The organism is Burkholderia sp. R-40 (assembly GCF_049942845.1).
In the GTDB taxonomy this organism is placed as follows: Bacteria; Pseudomonadota; Gammaproteobacteria; order Burkholderiales; family Burkholderiaceae; genus Burkholderia; species Burkholderia ambifaria.
Genome location: NZ_CP187969.1, coordinates 751,010 through 767,231, shown reverse-complemented (window position 1 = coordinate 767,231; position 16,222 = coordinate 751,010). Strand labels below are relative to the sequence as shown.

General features: G+C 67.6%; 9 protein-coding genes. 3 read left to right on the top strand and 6 right to left on the bottom strand.

Going from position 1 to position 16,222, the window contains the following annotated elements; translation table 11 throughout:
- Positions 1-38: 38 nt before the first annotated feature.
- A complete protein-coding gene (locus tag ACP26O_RS32220) occupies positions 39-4,100 on the bottom strand; it encodes a YadA-like family protein (protein ID WP_175665816.1) in 4,062 nt (1,353 codons plus the stop codon).
- Between the two features lie 1,477 nt (positions 4,101-5,577).
- Here ACP26O_RS32220 and ACP26O_RS32215 point away from each other — a divergent pair.
- A complete protein-coding gene (locus ACP26O_RS32215; RefSeq protein WP_105830876.1) occupies positions 5,578-6,411 on the top strand; it encodes a response regulator transcription factor in 834 nt (277 codons plus the stop codon).
- On the top strand, positions 6,404-8,737 hold the full coding sequence (locus tag ACP26O_RS32210; RefSeq protein WP_175665817.1) for a sensor histidine kinase: 2,334 nt from the start codon (positions 6,404-6,406) through the stop codon (positions 8,735-8,737). Before ACP26O_RS32215 ends, ACP26O_RS32210 begins: the two co-directional genes overlap by 8 nt.
- Before the next feature lie 87 nt (positions 8,738-8,824).
- Here the strand turns inward: ACP26O_RS32210 and yjfF are convergent, their stop codons facing one another.
- The 4 genes from yjfF to ACP26O_RS32190 form a co-directional block, all read right to left on the bottom strand.
- Positions 8,825-9,913, bottom strand: a complete 1,089-nt coding sequence (gene yjfF / locus ACP26O_RS32205; protein WP_175665818.1) for a galactofuranose ABC transporter, permease protein YjfF — start codon at positions 9,911-9,913, stop codon at positions 8,825-8,827.
- A complete protein-coding gene (locus ACP26O_RS32200; protein WP_175665819.1) occupies positions 9,910-10,950 on the bottom strand; it encodes an ABC transporter permease in 1,041 nt (346 codons plus the stop codon). Before ACP26O_RS32200 ends, yjfF begins: the two co-directional genes overlap by 4 nt.
- Positions 10,947-12,461, bottom strand: coding sequence for a sugar ABC transporter ATP-binding protein (locus ACP26O_RS32195; protein WP_175665820.1), 1,515 nt, complete (start codon positions 12,459-12,461; stop codon positions 10,947-10,949). Before ACP26O_RS32195 ends, ACP26O_RS32200 begins: the two co-directional genes overlap by 4 nt.
- Before the next feature lie 69 nt (positions 12,462-12,530).
- The gene (locus ACP26O_RS32190; RefSeq protein WP_165754337.1) at positions 12,531-13,493 is read right to left on the bottom strand and encodes an ABC transporter substrate-binding protein; all 963 of its coding nucleotides are present in this window, start codon (positions 13,491-13,493) and stop codon (positions 12,531-12,533) included.
- Between the two features lie 498 nt (positions 13,494-13,991).
- Here ACP26O_RS32190 and ACP26O_RS32185 point away from each other — a divergent pair, with 498 nt between their 5' ends.
- Complete coding sequence (locus ACP26O_RS32185; protein ID WP_175665821.1) at positions 13,992-15,068, top strand: DNA topoisomerase IB; 1,077 nt, start codon at positions 13,992-13,994, stop codon at positions 15,066-15,068.
- A gap of 28 nt (positions 15,069-15,096) precedes the next feature.
- On the opposite strand, the gene pqqE is transcribed toward ACP26O_RS32185, so the two are convergent.
- Positions 15,097-16,221: a pyrroloquinoline quinone biosynthesis protein PqqE gene (gene pqqE / locus ACP26O_RS32180; protein ID WP_175665822.1), complete on the bottom strand. Its 1,125-nt coding sequence runs from the start codon at positions 16,219-16,221 to the stop codon at positions 15,097-15,099.
- Between the last annotated feature and the right edge of the window lies 1 nt (position 16,222).

Here is a 16,222-nt window from a genome sequence, read left to right as displayed (position 1 = left end):
CTCCGGCAGTGCGTGCCGGAACGGACCGCCGCGCGCGATTACTTCCACTGATACAGCACGCCCGCGCCGACGACGCGCTGGCTGCCCGCGAAGCCGCCGTTCAGCGTCGCCTTCAGGTTCTCCGTGAGGCGCGCCTGCACGCCGACGGCCATGGCCTTCTGACCCTGGAACGTCGCGGTACCGACGCCCATCGCGAAGTTCGAGTCGCGGTCCATGTGCGGGATCGACGCCAACGCGGCCGTCGCGGCAATCCCCTCACGTGCCATCGAATCGGTCTGCTGGATCTGCTGCTGCATCTGCGAGATCTGGTTGTTGACCGTGTTCAGCGACTGCGTGAACTGGTTCGAGACCGCATTCAGTTGGTTCACGTTCACCGCATCGGTGCCCTGCGTGCCCGCCGCGACGTTGACGACCTGTCGCGGCGAATCCGCGGAGCCGACCGCGACGACGTTCGAGCGGCCGCCGTCGTTGCTGCCCGTGCCGATCGCCGTCGAGTTGTTGCCCGATGCGATCGAGCCGACGCCGATCGCCGTCGAGCCGTTGCCGGACGCCGTCGAACTGTTGCCGACTGCCGTGCTGTTCGAGCCCGATGCGACCGCCCCCGAACCGCCCGCCGACGAATTCGAACCGCTCGCCCCCGGCGGCACGTTGCCGCCGGGCGGGTTCGTCGTGTACTGCCCGCCGAGATTGGTCGTGCGTTGATCGATCAGCGTCGTCAACTGGTTCGCGACCGAGTCGAGCTGCGACACGTTCACCGCGTCCGTGCCGTTCTTGCCCGCGGCGAGGCCCGTGATCTGCCGGTTGCCGATATTGACTTCACCGGCCGACGACTGCGGGCTGCTCAGGCCGTACGCGACGTAGTTCGTCAGCGCGCCGACCGTGGTCAGCGAACCGGCGCCCAGCGCGACGCTGTTCGCGAGCGTCGCCGACGCGCCGGCGCCGAGCGCGACCGCATCGGTGGCGGTGCTGTGCGCACCCGAGCCGAGCGCGACGCTGCCCACGCTGACCGCCGACGCATTGGCACCCTGCGCGACCGACTGCGCGCCGAGGGCCGACGCACCGCTGCCGAGTGCGATCGCATCGGCCTGCGCGGAACTCGCGGCCTGCCCGATCGCGACGCCGCCGGGTGCGGTCTGGTCGACGATCGCCCCGTTGCCGATGCCCACGCCGTTGTCGCCGTTCACGACCGTCGTCGGCCCGACCGCGACCGATTCCGCGCCGACCGCGAGCGAGTCGCCGGCCGTCGAATTCGCGTGGAAGTACTTCTGGCCCGTGACCGCGAACGACTGCAACGCGCCGGTCAGCTGCCGTACCGTCACCGCGTCCTGCTGCCCGGTGCCGTCCGCGACGTTGGTGATCTGGCGATACGTGCGGTTCGTCGTGTCGCCCACCGACACCGCGCCGAGCAGTGTCTGGTCCGTCGTGTTGAACGGGATCGCCGCGGTGCCGTTGCGGATGATGCCCGACGACGGCGTCGTCGGCCGATCGGCGACCGAACCGGAACCGAGCGCGATGCTGCCGTTCACGAGCGAGATCGCGTTCGGGCCGATCGCGACGCTGTCGACGCCGATCGCCTGGCTGTCCGGCGCGGTCGAGTTCGCGTGGAAATACTTGATGCCGTGCGCGTTGATGTTGTCGATCGCCGAGCCGACGCTGTTGTTGATGATCGTCGACCCGTCGCTGTTGTACGTCACGTACGACGGCGCCGAGATCGTGCCGGTCGTCGGGTCGTAGGTCGAGCCGCCGCCGATCGCGCCGGCCGTGCTGTTGCCGAGATTGGTGTTGTTGTTCACGATCGAGCTCAGGCCCGTCGACAGCGAACCGATGCCCGTCGACGTGGCGGTCGACAGCGAGGTGAGGTTGCTGTTCGTCGCGCTCAGGCCGGTGGACAGTGAGCCGATGCCCGTTGACGTCGACGTGGACAGCGACGTGACCGTGCTGTTCGTCGAGCTCAGGCCGGTGGACAGCGAGCTGATGCCCGTGGACGTCGACGTCGATAGCGACGTCACCGCGCTGTTGGTCGAGCTCAAGCCGGTGGACAACGAACCGATGCCGGTCGACGTCGACGTGGACAGCGATGTGATCGCGCTGTTGGTCGAGCTCAGGCCGGTCGACAGCGAACCGATGCTGGTCGACGTCGAAGTCGACAGCGACGTCACCGCGCTGTTCGTCGAACTCAAACCGGTCGACAACGAGCTGATGCCCGTGGACGTCGACGTCGACAGCGACGTCACCGCGCTGTTGGTCGAACTGAGGCCCGTCGACAGCGACGTCACCGAACTGTTGGTCGAGCTCAGGCCCGTGGACAACGAACCGATCCCGGTCGACGTCGAAGTCGACAGCGACGTGATGCTGGACAACGTCGACGTCGACAGCGAAGTCACCGCCTGGTTCGTCGCATCGAGCTGCGAGCCGTTGATCGCATCGGTGCTCGTCGGGCTGATCCGCCCTGCCGCGACGTTGGTGATCTGGCGCTCGGTTCCCACTCCGCCGACGCTGACGACGCTCACCGGATTGACGCCGTTGAACGTATACGTGACGCCGCCGATGGTGCCGGTGGCGGTCGGATTCGGCGCGGCCGTCACCGAACCGGAGCCGAGCGCCACGTCGTTTGCATTGTTCGCCACGGCCGACGCGCCGAACGCCACCGCGCCCGCTGCTGCCGCCGTCGACGTATTGCCGAGCGCGACGGAGCCGGTGCCTTGCGCATTGTTCGAATTGCCGATCGCCACCGCGCCGTTGCCGTTCGCGGTGTTGTTCGAACCGGCCGTGACCGCGCCGGTGCCGATCGCGGTGCTCGGGTCGCCGATGGCGACCGCGCCGTTGCCGCTGACGGTCTGGCCAAAGCCGAGCGCGACGGCGCCGGTGCCGCCCAGGACCTTCGACAAGTTGCCGCCGGCGATCGAGCCGGCACCGGCGCCCGCGGCAACCGAGTTGCTGTCGCCGATCGCGACGGTCGATGTCGCCGCCGCCACGCTGTTGATGCCGATCGCGGTTGAATTCAATGCCGACGCCGTCGCGCCCGGCCCCAGCGCACTTGCCGAGATACCGGTCGCGAGCGCGAGGTTGCCGAGCGCAACGCCATACTGCTGCGTCGCGGTCGACTGCACGCCCATCGCGATCGAACTGAGGCCCGATGCATTCGCGTTCAGGCCGAATGCGGCCGCGTTGTTGGCGCCGGCCGTCGTCCCCGAGCCCATCGCAATCGAACTGGTGCCGAGAGACTGCGTGCCCGAGCCCGGCACGCCGGCGACGCCGCCCCAGCCGATGGCGATCGACGACGTGCCTTTCGCCCCGCTGTTGACGCCCATCGCGACCGCCGAGTTTCCGGAAGCGAGCGCGCCGCTGCCCACGGCCACACCGGCCGAGCCCGAGCTGGTCGACTGGTTGCCGAGGGCGACCGAGCCCGTCAGGTCGGCATGCGACGCATAGCCGAGCGCAATGCTTTGCGCCCCTGCCGCGCTCGCCCCGAGCCCGAGTGCCGCCGCATACTGACCCGACGCGAACGCATTGTTGCCGAGCCCGATCGCGGATACGCCGGTCGCCGCCGCACCGCTACCGAGCGCCACCGAGCCGCTTTGCGTCGCGCTCGACAGGTTGCCGACCGCGACCGCGAAAGCGCCTGAACCGATCGCCTGCACGCCCAGCGCCACGCTGTTGACGCCGGTCGCCTGCGAGTTGATGCCGATGGCCGACCCGCCATCCGCCATCGCGTGCGCACCCGGGCCGATCGCCGTGGACGACACGCCCGCCGCCGTCGCCAGATTACCGAACGCGGTCGCATTCGTCTGCGAAGCAAGCGCGCCGTTGCCGACCGCGGTCGAACTGGCGCCGCCCGTCGCGGAGCCGCCACCGGCCGAATACTGCGCGTGGGCGCCCATCTGAAACAGTCCGAGGTACGCGGCGGCCATCATCATGACCAGTCGCCGGGGCGACAACCCCGGCGGCGTTGCCATGCTCGCGGCGGCGCCTTCGTGGGGAGCCTGCTCGCCCGCGCTCCTCGACGATGCCACGCGCTTGCCGCGCGTGCGATCGAGCTCGGACGCCGCAACCCACGCCCCCAGTGCTTCGTTCCAGATCGACTTGAACGACTTGTTCATCTTGTTTTCCCTCGGTTCACATGTGCTGGATGACGCAACAGCGAACGCGGCCGGGAGCTGACCGTCTCCACCTTCTTTGTCTCCCGTCTCGCGACGCCCCGCTACTTGATTCGCATATCTAACTGAACTGCTCAACGGCTCTGCACGACACGCGCGACACACGTCGCGATCACACGACCGCACGCCGCCCGTGTCGGACGACACGCTGCACGGCGACGATCGCGGGTTATCGAATCATGGAAGTCGAGCTCGCCGATCAGGCGGCGGCATGCCGGGCAGCGCAGCGCGGAAAAGCGCGTGCGCACGCCGTCGCGCCAGCCCGTGGGCGGCGAACTCGAATTTCATGTTGAGGCGTCGTTCAGACGCCAGTGGGACAAAAGCCGCGCCGACTGCGCCGGGCGGCCCGTCCTGGGTCATTCAGGGGGAGGATGACGTCGTGCGGCCCCGGGGAATGAAGCATGCGCCGCCGGACCGCGGACGCTGACAGCCGCTGCCGGTTCGGGCGAACCGGTGCCGTGATCTGCCGTGCCTTTCATATTCATGTTTTTCGTGCCGCCTGATTCGAGAGCGCGCCCGCGCGACCGCCGCCTGAAAGACCGAACTGCCCGGCGGCCGACGCGAACCCACCCACCCCTTTCCGTCCAGGCGCGCGCCGGAGATTCCGGATTTCCGGAAAAAACGACGATAGGCCGGACGACCCCTGCATCGAATTAATCGACTGACTTTCTTTGACTATTTCTTGTTGCCTTGTATGTCACACTCTCATCAGCTTCTACCCCATTCCCTTCATCTCTTATATCAACCCAATTCGAAGGGTGGGAAGCTTGCATTGCCCTCGTGCCGACTCTCGTCGCAGCACCGGAATCCCGGAATTTGAGATTGTCAGCACTCAATGTCACATTGAATATTGCGCACTCAAACATGCCGCCGCGACAAATGAAATTCGCGTGGAACGCCGTTCTGCCGAACAACCGCTCCAGTCACCTCGGGCCTAGTGTGCCGGGACTCCGGTGCGCGAACCTTTTCCCGAGCGGACAAATTGTTTTCCCGGCCGGACGAGATTTACATTCATACATTCCGGCATCCCGATCGACTTAAACGCGAAAGCATTTTTAACCAGCGATCCATAAAAACTTAATCACGGGGACACGAAATTGATGACCGCGATCCGCGTCGAAACAGGCTGCCTGCGCGACACATTTCAACTCGATTCATCATTCGGGCCAATTCCATTTATGCCGATTCAAATCGGCAATAACGACCGAAATTTAATAGCCGGCCCGGCACTTTTTCCCAGCCTGTTTTCGCGGTGCGGGCGCGCCGCCAGGAAGGTTGCGCGCACTGTCAAACATGCCCACACGCGGCGCACGGAAACCCCACCGCGGGCGCTATTGTCGTCATATAATTTTTTGCAACAATCGTGCGCATAGATGCATCGAGTCCGACCCCGGCCTACCTCCCCAACGCGTTCGCAACCATGTCATCCCGCTCGTCCAGTCCGGCGTCGCTGCGCGCCACGCCGGATCTCGTTGGCGCACACATTCTCGTTGTAGACGACCGACCGAACGACCTGCGGCTCCTGACGGAGATCCTGCGTTCGGCGCGATGCCGGATCAGTGTCGCGTTCGACGGGCTGCAGGCCTATCACCGCGCGCAGGCCGTCGCGCCCGACCTGATCCTGATGGATGTCCGGATGCCGCGCATGGACGGCTTCGCCGCGTGCCGCCTGCTGGCATCGACGCCGTCGACGCAGAACATACCCATCATCATCCTGACCGCCGCCGCCGATCTCGACGATCGCATCGCGGGGCTCGAAACCGGTGCGCTCGACTACATCGTGAAGCCGTTCGAGCCGGTCGAGGTCATTGCGCGGATCCGCAATCATCTGAAGCGCGCGCGGCGCAGCCAGCCGTTCGCGCACCTGCCCGAGCTGCCCGATCATCCGGACGCCGCGCTGGTGCGTGCGGCGAGCGACGTGCTGCTGCGCGAATTGCGCAATCCGCCGACGCTCGAGGAACTCGCGCGGCAGGTCGGCACGCACGAAAAGCGACTGTCGCGCGTGTTCCGCGATCATCTCGGCCAGACCGTGTTCGAATACCTGCGCGACACACGGCTGCGCGCCGCGAAGCACTTTCTCGCGGAGACGTCGATGGGGATCGGCGACATCGCCGAGGAAATCGGCTTCTCGACGCCGGGCAATTTCGCGACGGCGTTTCGCGAACGGTTCGGCATCACGCCGTCCGACTGGCGGCGCCAGCGTCCGGCGGTCGACGCACTGCCCGCGACGCATGATCACCCGCGCGATGCCTAGGCGCCGCGCATCGGGCTGGTACACCCTTCTGCTGCTCGCGGTGGCGCTGATCGCGTGCACGACCCACCGCGCCGAAGCGACGGAAAACGCCGCACAGCTGGACGCGGTGTCGATCGTCGAGGATCGGGGCGCGACGATGTCCGCCGACCAGGCCGCCGCGCGAGTCGCGGCTGCGCCAAGCAGCACGTCCGCGTCCGCGGCGCGCCCGTCGTTCAACATCGAGTTTTCCCGCTCGGCATGGTGGGTCGCCGCGACGCTGGTCAATCACGACAGCGTCGAGCGCCCGCTGGTACTGGCGATTCGCGATGCACGTCTCGACCATGCAGACTTTTATGTCGAGCGCGGCGGCGCGTGGACGCTCGCCGCACGCTTTCCGGCCGACCGCGGCGACGCGGACCATCCTGCTTCCCGATATCCGACGCTCGACACGACGCTGCGGCCAGGCGAACGGATGCCCGTGCTGATCCGCATCACGTCGCGCAAGGAAATGCGGCTCGCGCCATCCGTGTTCACGCCCACCGCATGGCACGCGTACGAACTGCGCGCCGCGATGTGGAACTTCGGCTTCTTCGGCGGCCTGCTCGCACTCGTGTGGTGTGCGCTGCTGATCGGATTCTTTTCGCGCAGCGGAATGTTCGTCGTGCTGGCCGTGCTGGCGCTGAGCACGACGCTGTTCGAGGCGACGTACCGCGGCTATACCGTGATGTATCTGTGGCCCGGCGCGTATGAATGGTCGGCACGCGCCGAAGTGGTCTTCGTCTATCTGTCGGTCGCCTGCTTCATCGCATTCATCCTGATGGTCGCGCACCGCGAGAAGGCCAGCATGCCGATGCGCGCCGTCTACATGGCGTTCTTCGCGCTCGAATGCATCGGCATGGCCGGCGCGGCGTACGGCGACCTGCTCACCTTCACGTGGTTCTGCCTGCGGTTGAACACCGTGATGGCGGTCGTGAACATCGGCCTCGCGCTGACCTTCGCGATCCGGCGCACGCCGAGCGCCCGCGTGATGCTGATCGCCGTCGGGTTCGCGAGCTTCAACATGCTGGTGCGCGTGCTCGACGGACGCGATGCGATACCGGCGTGGCTGCTCTGGCTGAAGTCCGACATCCATCCGAATCCCGTGGTCGCGATCATCGGGCTCGCCACGCACCTGCTGGTGCTGGCCGCGTGGATCCACCACGTCGGCCGTCAACGCACCGAGGCGCGCAAGCGGCTCGAGCAGTGGCAGCTCACCGAACAGGATCGCCTGCGCGATGAGGTCGCGAAACGCACGGTCGCGCTCAACGACGCGTTGCAGCAGGTAAGGACGCACATGCAGCAGAAGATCGAGACGCTCGGCTACGTGAGCCACGACCTGCGCGCGCCGCTGTCGACGATCAACGGCTACGCGAAGCTGCTGCTGCAAAGCGCGACCCGCAGCCAGGCGCGGCTGATCCGCTCGATCGACCGCAGCATCCGCTACCAGCTCACGCTGATCGACGAGTTGCTGCAATACACGAAGTCCGAGCTGCAGCCGCTCGGCATCTCGCCGGACGCGACCGACCTGCCCGGCCTGCTGACCGACATCGGCGACTATGCGCTCGCGCTGTGCCAGCAGCAGGAGAACCGGTTCGACTACCGGCCGCTGACGCCGCTGCCGCGCAAGCTGTCGATCGACGGCATCCGACTGCAGCAGGTGCTGCTCAACCTGCTGTCGAATGCGTCGAAGTTCACGCGCGACGGCACGGTCACGCTGTCGGTCGGCGCGTATCCGCAGGGGGATGCGTGGCGCATCGTGTTCGAGGTCGCCGATACCGGGATCGGGATCGACATCGGCAAGACGACCGACATCTTCCGCGCGTACCAGCAGGTTCAGGCGGTGAATGGCGGAACCGGGCTCGGGCTGTTCATTGCGCAGCGGATCGTCGGCGCGATGAACGGCGAGCTCTCCGTGACGAGCCAGCCGGGCGTCGGCACGTCGTTCACGTTCCAGATCGTCGCACCGGCGCTCGGGCATGCGCTGATCCCGGCGTCGGCGCTGATGCGGCCGGCCGAGCTCGTCGAACCCGACGAATCGCTGAGCGACGCGCATGCGATGCGCTGCCCGTCGCCGGATGCGCTCGACGAGCTGGCCGTGCTCGCCAGCGAAGGCCGCCTCACCGATATCGAGGAATGGCTCGGCCAGCATGCGCACGCGCCGCGCCATGCCGCGTTCGTGCAGGCGATGCGCGAGCGTCTCGACGCGCTCGATCTGCACGCGATCGAGCGGCTGGCCGAGTCGCTGAAACGGATGGGTATCGCCGATGCGTCGTTCGATGCGGAGCCGGACATGGCAAGGTCGGCGTGATCGCCGCGCCGATCATGAAGCCAGTGACAGCGGGCCGCGCACTACTTCGCAGGTGCGTGCAGACGATCGCACCTGATGCGACAGTCGTTACAACCGCCGCATCGTCGACACCAGCGCCGCGTCGTCGCCCGCCGCAGCGGGCCTGACCTGCGCGGCCTCGCGCTTGCGGCGTTTCGGATCGAGCCCGGTGCCGCCGGTACGCCGCCGCGCCGCATGCCGCTCGATCACCCGCTGCAGCAGGCAGAACACGCACAGCAGCGCGCCGATCACGATCCGCGTCCACCACGAGCTCAGCGTGCCGTCGAACGTGATCAGCACCTGGATCGTGCCGAGAATGCCGACGCCGAACACCGACCCGATCACGTAGCCCACGCCGCCCGTGAGCAGCGTACCGCCGATCACCGTCGCGGCGATCGCGTCGAGCTCCATCCCCTGCGCCTGCAGCCCGTAGCCGGATAGCACGTACAGCGTGAACACCACGCCGCCGAGCGCCGAACAGAAGCCGCTCAGCGCATACACGCCGACCTTCGTGCGCGCGACCGGCAGCCCCATCAGCAGCGCCGAGCGCTCGTTGCCGCCGATCGCATAGACGTTGCGGCCGAAGCGCGTGAAATGCGCGACGTAGAGCGCCGCAGCCAGCGTCGCGAGCGCGATCAGCGCGCCCGCGCTCAGCGTCCCGCCGCCGATCGGCACGCTGATGCCCGCGAGCGCATGGAACGTCGGTTCGTTGATCGTGATCGACTGCGTCGTGATCAGGAAGCACGCGCCGCGCGCGAGAAACATCCCGGCCAGCGTGACGATGAACGGCTGCAGCCGGAAGTAATGGATCAGCGCGCCCATCGCCGCGCCGTACAGCGCGCCGAACACGAGCACGAGCGGCACGATCGCCCACACGGGCCAGTGCAACCGCTCGGCGCCGACCGCGCAGAAGATCGTTGTCAGCGCAACGACAGAGCCGACCGACAGGTCGATGCCGCCCGACACGATCACGAACGTCATCCCGATCGCGACGATCAGCAGGAACGCGTTGTCGACGAGCAGGCCGGTCAATACCTGCATCGAGAAGAAGCCGGTGTACATCACGGATCCGAAGCCGAACAGCGCGGCGAACAGCACGATCGTCACGACGATCGGCAGCGTGCGCGGGTCGGCGAGCCGGGCGAGGAATCGGTTCATCGGGGCGTGGCTCCGGTGGTGGCGCGCGAACGCGCGGAAGGCAGCAGCCGCGACGCGTGCCGGAGCACCAGCGCGCGCGCCGCGTCCGACTGGATCAGCGTCACGACGATCACGACGATCGCCTTCACGACGAGCGTCGCCTCCGGCGGCACGCCGATCGAATAGGTCGTGTAGGTGAGCGTCTGGATGATCAGCGCGCCGAGCACCGAGCCGGCGAGGCTGAAACGGCCGCCGAGCAGCGACGTGCCGCCCAGCGTCACCGCGAGGATCGCGTCGAGCTCGAGCAGCAGCCCCGCGTTGTTGCCGTCGGCGCTGCGCACGTTCGAGCTGGCGAGGATGCCCGCGAGCGCCGACATCACGCCGGAACACAGATACACGCCGAACACGACCGCGCCGGCGCGCAGCCCCACGAGCCGCGTCGCGACCGGATTCACGCCGATCGCGCGGATGAACAGGCCGAGCGCGGTGCGGTTCACCAGCAGCGCGGTCGCCGCGATCGTCGCGACCGCGATCCAGACCGAGCACGGCACGGCCGCGAGATAGCCACCGCCGATCTCGAGATAGCCGGGCGCACCGATCGGGATGATCTGCCCGCCCGTCAGCAACTGCGCGATGCCGCGTCCGGCGACCATCAGGATCAGCGTCGCGATGATCGGCTGCATCCCGACGAACGCGACGAGCACGCCGTTCCACGCACCGGCGAGCACCCCGACGCCGAGCGCGGCGGCCAGCGCCATACCGAGCCGCGACGGATCGCCGTCGAGCACGATCGCCGCGGCCGCGCCGGCGATCGCGACGATCGCGCCGACCGAGATGTCGATCCCGCGCGTCGCGATCACCAGCGTCATCCCGAGCGACACGATCACGAGCGGCGCCGCGCGGTTGAGAATGTCGATCGGCGCGCCGAACAGGTGGCCGTCGAGCAGCGAGATCGACAGGAAGCCCGGCCGATGCGCGACGTCGAGCGCCAGCAGCAGCGCGAGCGTCAACAGCGGCCATACGAGCGGATGGCGAAGCAACATACGTAGCCGCGTCATGACCGGCCTCCCGCGATCAGTTGGTACACGTGTTCCTCCGACGCGTCGGTGCCGCTCAGTTCGGCGACCTTGCGCCGGTCGCGCAGCACCGCGATCCGGTGGCTCACGCGCACGACCTCGCTGATCTCCGACGAGATGAACAGGATGGCGAGCCCCTGCGCGCACAGCGCGAGCACACGCTCCATGATGTCGAATTTCGCGGCGACGTCGATGCCGCGGGTCGGCTCGTCGAGGATCAGCAGCTTCGGTTCCGTCGCGAGCCAGCGCGCGAGCAACACCTTCTGCTGGTTGCCGCCCGACAGCAGCCCGATCGGCTGCTCCGCGTCGCGCGCCTTGATGCCGAGCCGTGCGATGTAGGTATCGGCGAGCTCGCGCTGGCGCGCGCGGCTGATCAGCCGCCACCAGCCGCGCCGCGCCTGCAGCGCGAGCACGATGTTCTCGCGGATCGACAGCGCGGCGACGATCCCCTCCTTCTTGCGATCCTCCGGGCAATACGCGATGCCGTGGCGCACCGCGTCATGCGGCGACGCGAGCCGCGTGCGCGCGCCGTCGATCTCGATCGCACCGGTGTCGGTGCGTTCCGCGGCAAATGCCAGCTGCGCGGTTTCCGTGCGCCCCGAGCCGAGCAGCCCGGCCAGCCCGACGATTTCGCCGGGCCGCACGTCGAGATCGAGCGGGCTCATCATTCCGCGCCGACCGACCTGCTGCATCGACAGGAACGGCGCGGCCGCGCCGGCATCGCGCGGCACGGCCGCCGCGCCCGCCTGCAGCGTGCCGGACATCGGCGCGCGGCCGGTCATCTTCGCGACCAGGCTGTCGACCGGCAGGTCGCGCGCGAGATACTCGCCTTCACGCTCGCCGTTGCGCATCACTGTGATCCGGTCGGACACCGCATAGGTCTGCTCAAGGAAATGCGTGACGAACAGGATCGCGATGCCCGACGCCTTCAGCCGGCGCAGGACGCCGAAGAGCCGCGCGACCTCGCCGTCGTCGAGGCTCGACGTCGGTTCGTCGAGAATCAGCACGCGCGCATCCACCGACACGGCCCGCGCGATCGCGACCATCTGCTGCACCGCGATCGGATACGCGTCGAGCGAGCGCGTGACGTCGAGCGACAGGTCGAGTTCGGCGAGCGCCGCGCGCGCACGCGCATGGATCGTCTTCCAGTCGATCGCGCCGCGCCGCATCGGCTGCCGGCCCGCGAAGATGTTCTCGGCGACCGACAGGTTCGCGCACAGGTTCACTTCCTGGTACAGCGTCTGGATCCCGGCCGCCTCGGCCTCGCGCGGCGCGGCGAAGCGCACCGGCGCGCCGCCGACGTGAATCTCGCCCGCGTCGTGCGCATGCACGCCGGTCAGCACGTTGATCAGCGTCGACTTGCCCGCGCCGTTCTGGCCCATCAGCGCATGGATCTCGCCCGGAAACAGCCGGAAGTTCACGCGCTGCAGCGCGTGGACACCGGGAAACGTCTTGTCGATGCCGATCATCTCGACCACCGGCGGATTCGTCATGGAACGCCCTCGCTTCGAAGCGGTTGCCGGACGGCGGCAGCCCGCGCCACCGCCCGCGTCCGTCAAGAATCAGTACTTGCGGGTCGGCAGCACCTGCGCCGCGACGTTCATCGGGAACACCGTCTCGTTCGTGACGATGCGCTTCGGCAGCTGCTTGCCGGCCACCACGTCCTTCACCGCCGTCATCAGTTGCGGGCCGAGCAGCGGGCTGCATTCGACGTCGACGTTGATCTTGCCCGCGACCATCGCCTGGAAGCCGCCCTTGGTCGCATCGAACGACACGACGCTCACGTCCTTGCCGGGCTTGATGCCGGCTTCTTCCATCGCCTGGATCGCGCCGAGCGCCATGTCGTCGTTGTGCGCGTAGACGACGTTGATCTGCTTGCCGTAGGTCTTCGCGAACGCTTCCATCACCTGCTTGCCGCCGGCGAGCGTGAAGTCGCCGCTCTGCGACGCGATCACCTTGAACTTCGGATTGCTCTTGATCACCTCCAGCAGGCCCGCGCGGCGATCGTTGGCCGGCGCGGAGCCGACCGTGCCCTGCAGCTCGACGATGTTGATCGGGCCCGCGTCGTTCTTGTAGCGCTCTTCCATCCAGTGACCGGCACGCCGCCCTTCCTCGAGGAAGTCGGAGCCGATCATCGTCACGTACAGCGACGGATCCTTCACGTCGACGCCGCGATCGGTCAGGATCACCGGGATATGCGCGGCCTTCGCTTCGGTCAGCACCGGCTCCCAGCCCGACTCGACGACCGGCGAGAACGCGATCACGTCGACCTTCTGCGCGATGAACGAGCGGATCGCGCGGATCTGGTTCTCCTGCTTCTGCTGCGCGTCCGAGAATTTCAGGTTGATGCCGGCGTCCTTCGCCGCGCTCTTCACCGACACGGTGTTCGCCGTGCGCCACGCGCTCTCCGCGCCGACCTGCGAGAACCCGAGCGTGATCGGTTTTTGCTGTGCGTGCGCGCCGGTGGCCAGCACCGCCGCCGCGGCGACGATTGCGCCGACCGCCAGCTTCCTGATGAATGTCATGGTCCGTCTCCGATGGTGTCGTTGTATGCCGCTGCGCCGGCCTTGCGCGGTGCTGTGCTGCGCTGTTCTGATTCTGCGTGGCGCGGATGCGGTGCGGGCTCGCCCGGCCTGCGCTTGCGCGCCAACCCGGTATGCATGCCCCGGATCAGTCTAGGAACAAGTCCGATAACCTTCCAATGAAATCTTGGATTGAAGCGATATCGGTATCGGCATACGTATAAACACCTAAGCGGGTGGTGGGCTGCTGGCGGGGTTGTGCGGGAATGGCGTTAGCCCGCGTGTGGGCGGTCGCGGCAGCGGCCGTCGTGCTGGCAATGCGGAACGCGCGAAGTCGGCTCGGCGGCAAATCCGCCGACGGCGCACGAATCTTGCTGCCGCGCTGGCAGGCCCGCTCGCGCTTCGCGGCGGCCCGCCTGCAACAAGGAGAACAACAATGCCCGCCATGCATGAACGCAGCACGCTGCGCGTGGACGTTCCGTTTGATTGGCGCATCGCAGCATGAAAAAGCCCACGCCCCGCGGTGCCGCCGAAGCTCTTGCAGCCGCCGTCGCGAGTTCGACCGTGCGGCTGCGCCACGTCGACGACCGCCGCCCCGGCTACACGCGTCGGCGGCTGCGCAACGGTTTCGCGTACTACACGAAGGACGGTGAACGGATCCGCGACGCCGACGAAATCGCCCGCATCAAAGCGCTCGCGATTCCGCCCGCGTACACCGACGTGTGGATCTGCACGGACCCCAACGGCCATTTGCAGGCGACCGGCCGCGATGCGCGCGGACGCAAGCAATATCGCTATCACCCGCTGTGGCGTGAAACGCGCGACGCGAACAAGTACGCGCGGATGGCGGCCTTCGCCCGCGCGCTGCCGCGCATCCGTGCGCGTGTCGATCGCGATCTCGCGCTACCCGGGATGCCGCGCGACAAGATCGTCGCGACGATCGTGCGGCTGCTCGACACGACGCTCGCGCGGATCGGCAACGCCGAATATGCGCGCGAGAACGCGTCGTACGGGCTGACGACGCTGCGCAAGCGCCACGTGACGATCCGGCCGGGACAGGTGCGCCTGCGCTTCACGGGCAAGAGCGGCATCGAGCACGACGTGACCGTCGAGGATCCGCGCATCGGCCGCATTGTGCGGCGCTGCGCGGAGCTGCCGGGGCACGAGTTGTTCCAGTATCTGGACGACGACGGCGTGCGCCATTCCGTCGGCTCGTCCGACGTGAACGACTATCTGCGCGACGCAGCGGGCGCGGAGTTCACCGCGAAGGATTACCGGACGTGGGCGGGCAGCGTGCAGGCGCTGGCGCTGCTGAGGCGCATCCCGCATCAGGGCGTCACGCATGCCCGCAAGCAGATCGTCGAAACGGTGCGGAGCGTCGCCGACACATTGCGCAACACGCCGGCCGTGTGCCGGCGCTGCTACATCCATCCGGTGGTGCTCGATACATTCGAGGCCGGGTTGCTCGCGACGCTGGAAGTGCGCCGCACGCCGAGGGGGCTGCGCGCGGATGAGGCGGCGTTCGCGGCGTTGCTCGAGCAGGCGGCGCGGCAATCGAGGAAACGATCGAGAAAGTGACGCGCGCCGATCACGCGTCCCGTCCCGCTCAGCGCCCGATCGAATTAGCCACACTGCGAAAGATCAGCGGACGCTCGTCCTGCCGCCCCGCCCGCCGCGCGAATTGCACCACCTGCTCGACCCGGCCGTGATGCGCGGACTTCGCGCACACCGGATCGGCCTCCGCCGGATCGCCCGCCAGCATGTAAGCCTGGCACCGGCACCCGCCATGATCCGTATGGCGCTCGTCGCAGGTGCGGCACGGGTCGCGCATCCAGCCGTCGCCGCGAAACGCGTTGAACGCGTCGCTGTCGTACCAGATTTCCTTCAGCGACCGGTCGCGCACGTTCGGCAGCACGAGGCCGGGCAACCCGCGCGCGGCGTGACACGGCAGCGCGGTGCCGTCCGGCGCGACGCCGAGGAATACCGAGCCCCAGCCGTTCATGCAGGCCTTCGGCCGCTGCTCGAAGTAGTCGGGCACGACGAACAGGATCTTGCATCGTTCGCCGACGAGCTTGCGGTAGCGGTTGACCGTTTCCTCGGCTTCGCGCAGCTGTTCGGCGGTCGGCATCAGCTGGTCGCGATTCAGCATCGCCCAGCCGTAGTACTGCGTATTCGCGAGCTCGAGAAAATCCGCGCCGAGGTCGAGCGCCATCTCGATGATCTGGCCGACGTGCGGCAGGTTGTACCGGTGCAGCACGCAGTTCAGCACCATCGGATAGCCGTGCGCCTTGATCAGCCGTCCGACGTCGCGCTTGAGGTCGAAGGTGCGCGTGCTGGTCAGGAAATCGTTCAGCTCGCGCGTCGAATCCTGCAGCGACAGCTGGATATGATCGAGCCCGGCCGCCTTGAGACGATCGATGCGCGTGGCATTCAGGCCGACGCCCGACGTGATCAGGTTGGTATAGAAACCGAGCGACCGCGCATGCTGGACCAGCACTTCCAGGTCGTCGCGCTGCAGCGGCTCGCCGCCGGAAAAGCCGATCTGCGCGGCGCCGAGCGCGCGCGCGTCGCTGATCACCGCGCGCCATGCGTCGGTATCGAGCTCGGCGCCGTGCGTCGCGAAATCGACCGGGTTGTAGCAGAACGCGCAGTGCAGCGGACAGCGGTACGTGAGTTCGGCGAGCAGCCACAGCGGCGTGGACGGCCGGGTCGGTGCGGGTGTCGTGTCCATG

Bases quoted from the DNA above. Each gene is read 5' to 3' on its own strand.
- ACP26O_RS32220 (WP_175665816.1), bottom strand. From the start codon at position 4,100: ATGAACAAGTCGTTCAAGTCGATCTGGAACGAAGCACTGGGGGCGTGG.
- ACP26O_RS32215 (WP_105830876.1), top strand. From the start codon at position 5,578: ATGTCATCCCGCTCGTCCAGTCCGGCGTCGCTGCGCGCCACGCCGGAT.
- ACP26O_RS32210 (WP_175665817.1), top strand. From the start codon at position 6,404: ATGCCTAGGCGCCGCGCATCGGGCTGGTACACCCTTCTGCTGCTCGCG.
- yjfF (WP_175665818.1), bottom strand. From the start codon at position 9,913: ATGAACCGATTCCTCGCCCGGCTCGCCGACCCGCGCACGCTGCCGATC.
- ACP26O_RS32200 (WP_175665819.1), bottom strand. From the start codon at position 10,950: ATGACGCGGCTACGTATGTTGCTTCGCCATCCGCTCGTATGGCCGCTG.
- ACP26O_RS32195 (WP_175665820.1), bottom strand. From the start codon at position 12,461: ATGACGAATCCGCCGGTGGTCGAGATGATCGGCATCGACAAGACGTTT.
- ACP26O_RS32190 (WP_165754337.1), bottom strand. From the start codon at position 13,493: ATGACATTCATCAGGAAGCTGGCGGTCGGCGCAATCGTCGCCGCGGCG.
- ACP26O_RS32185 (WP_175665821.1), top strand. From the start codon at position 13,992: ATGAAAAAGCCCACGCCCCGCGGTGCCGCCGAAGCTCTTGCAGCCGCC.
- pqqE (WP_175665822.1), bottom strand. From the start codon at position 16,221: ATGGACACGACACCCGCACCGACCCGGCCGTCCACGCCGCTGTGGCTG.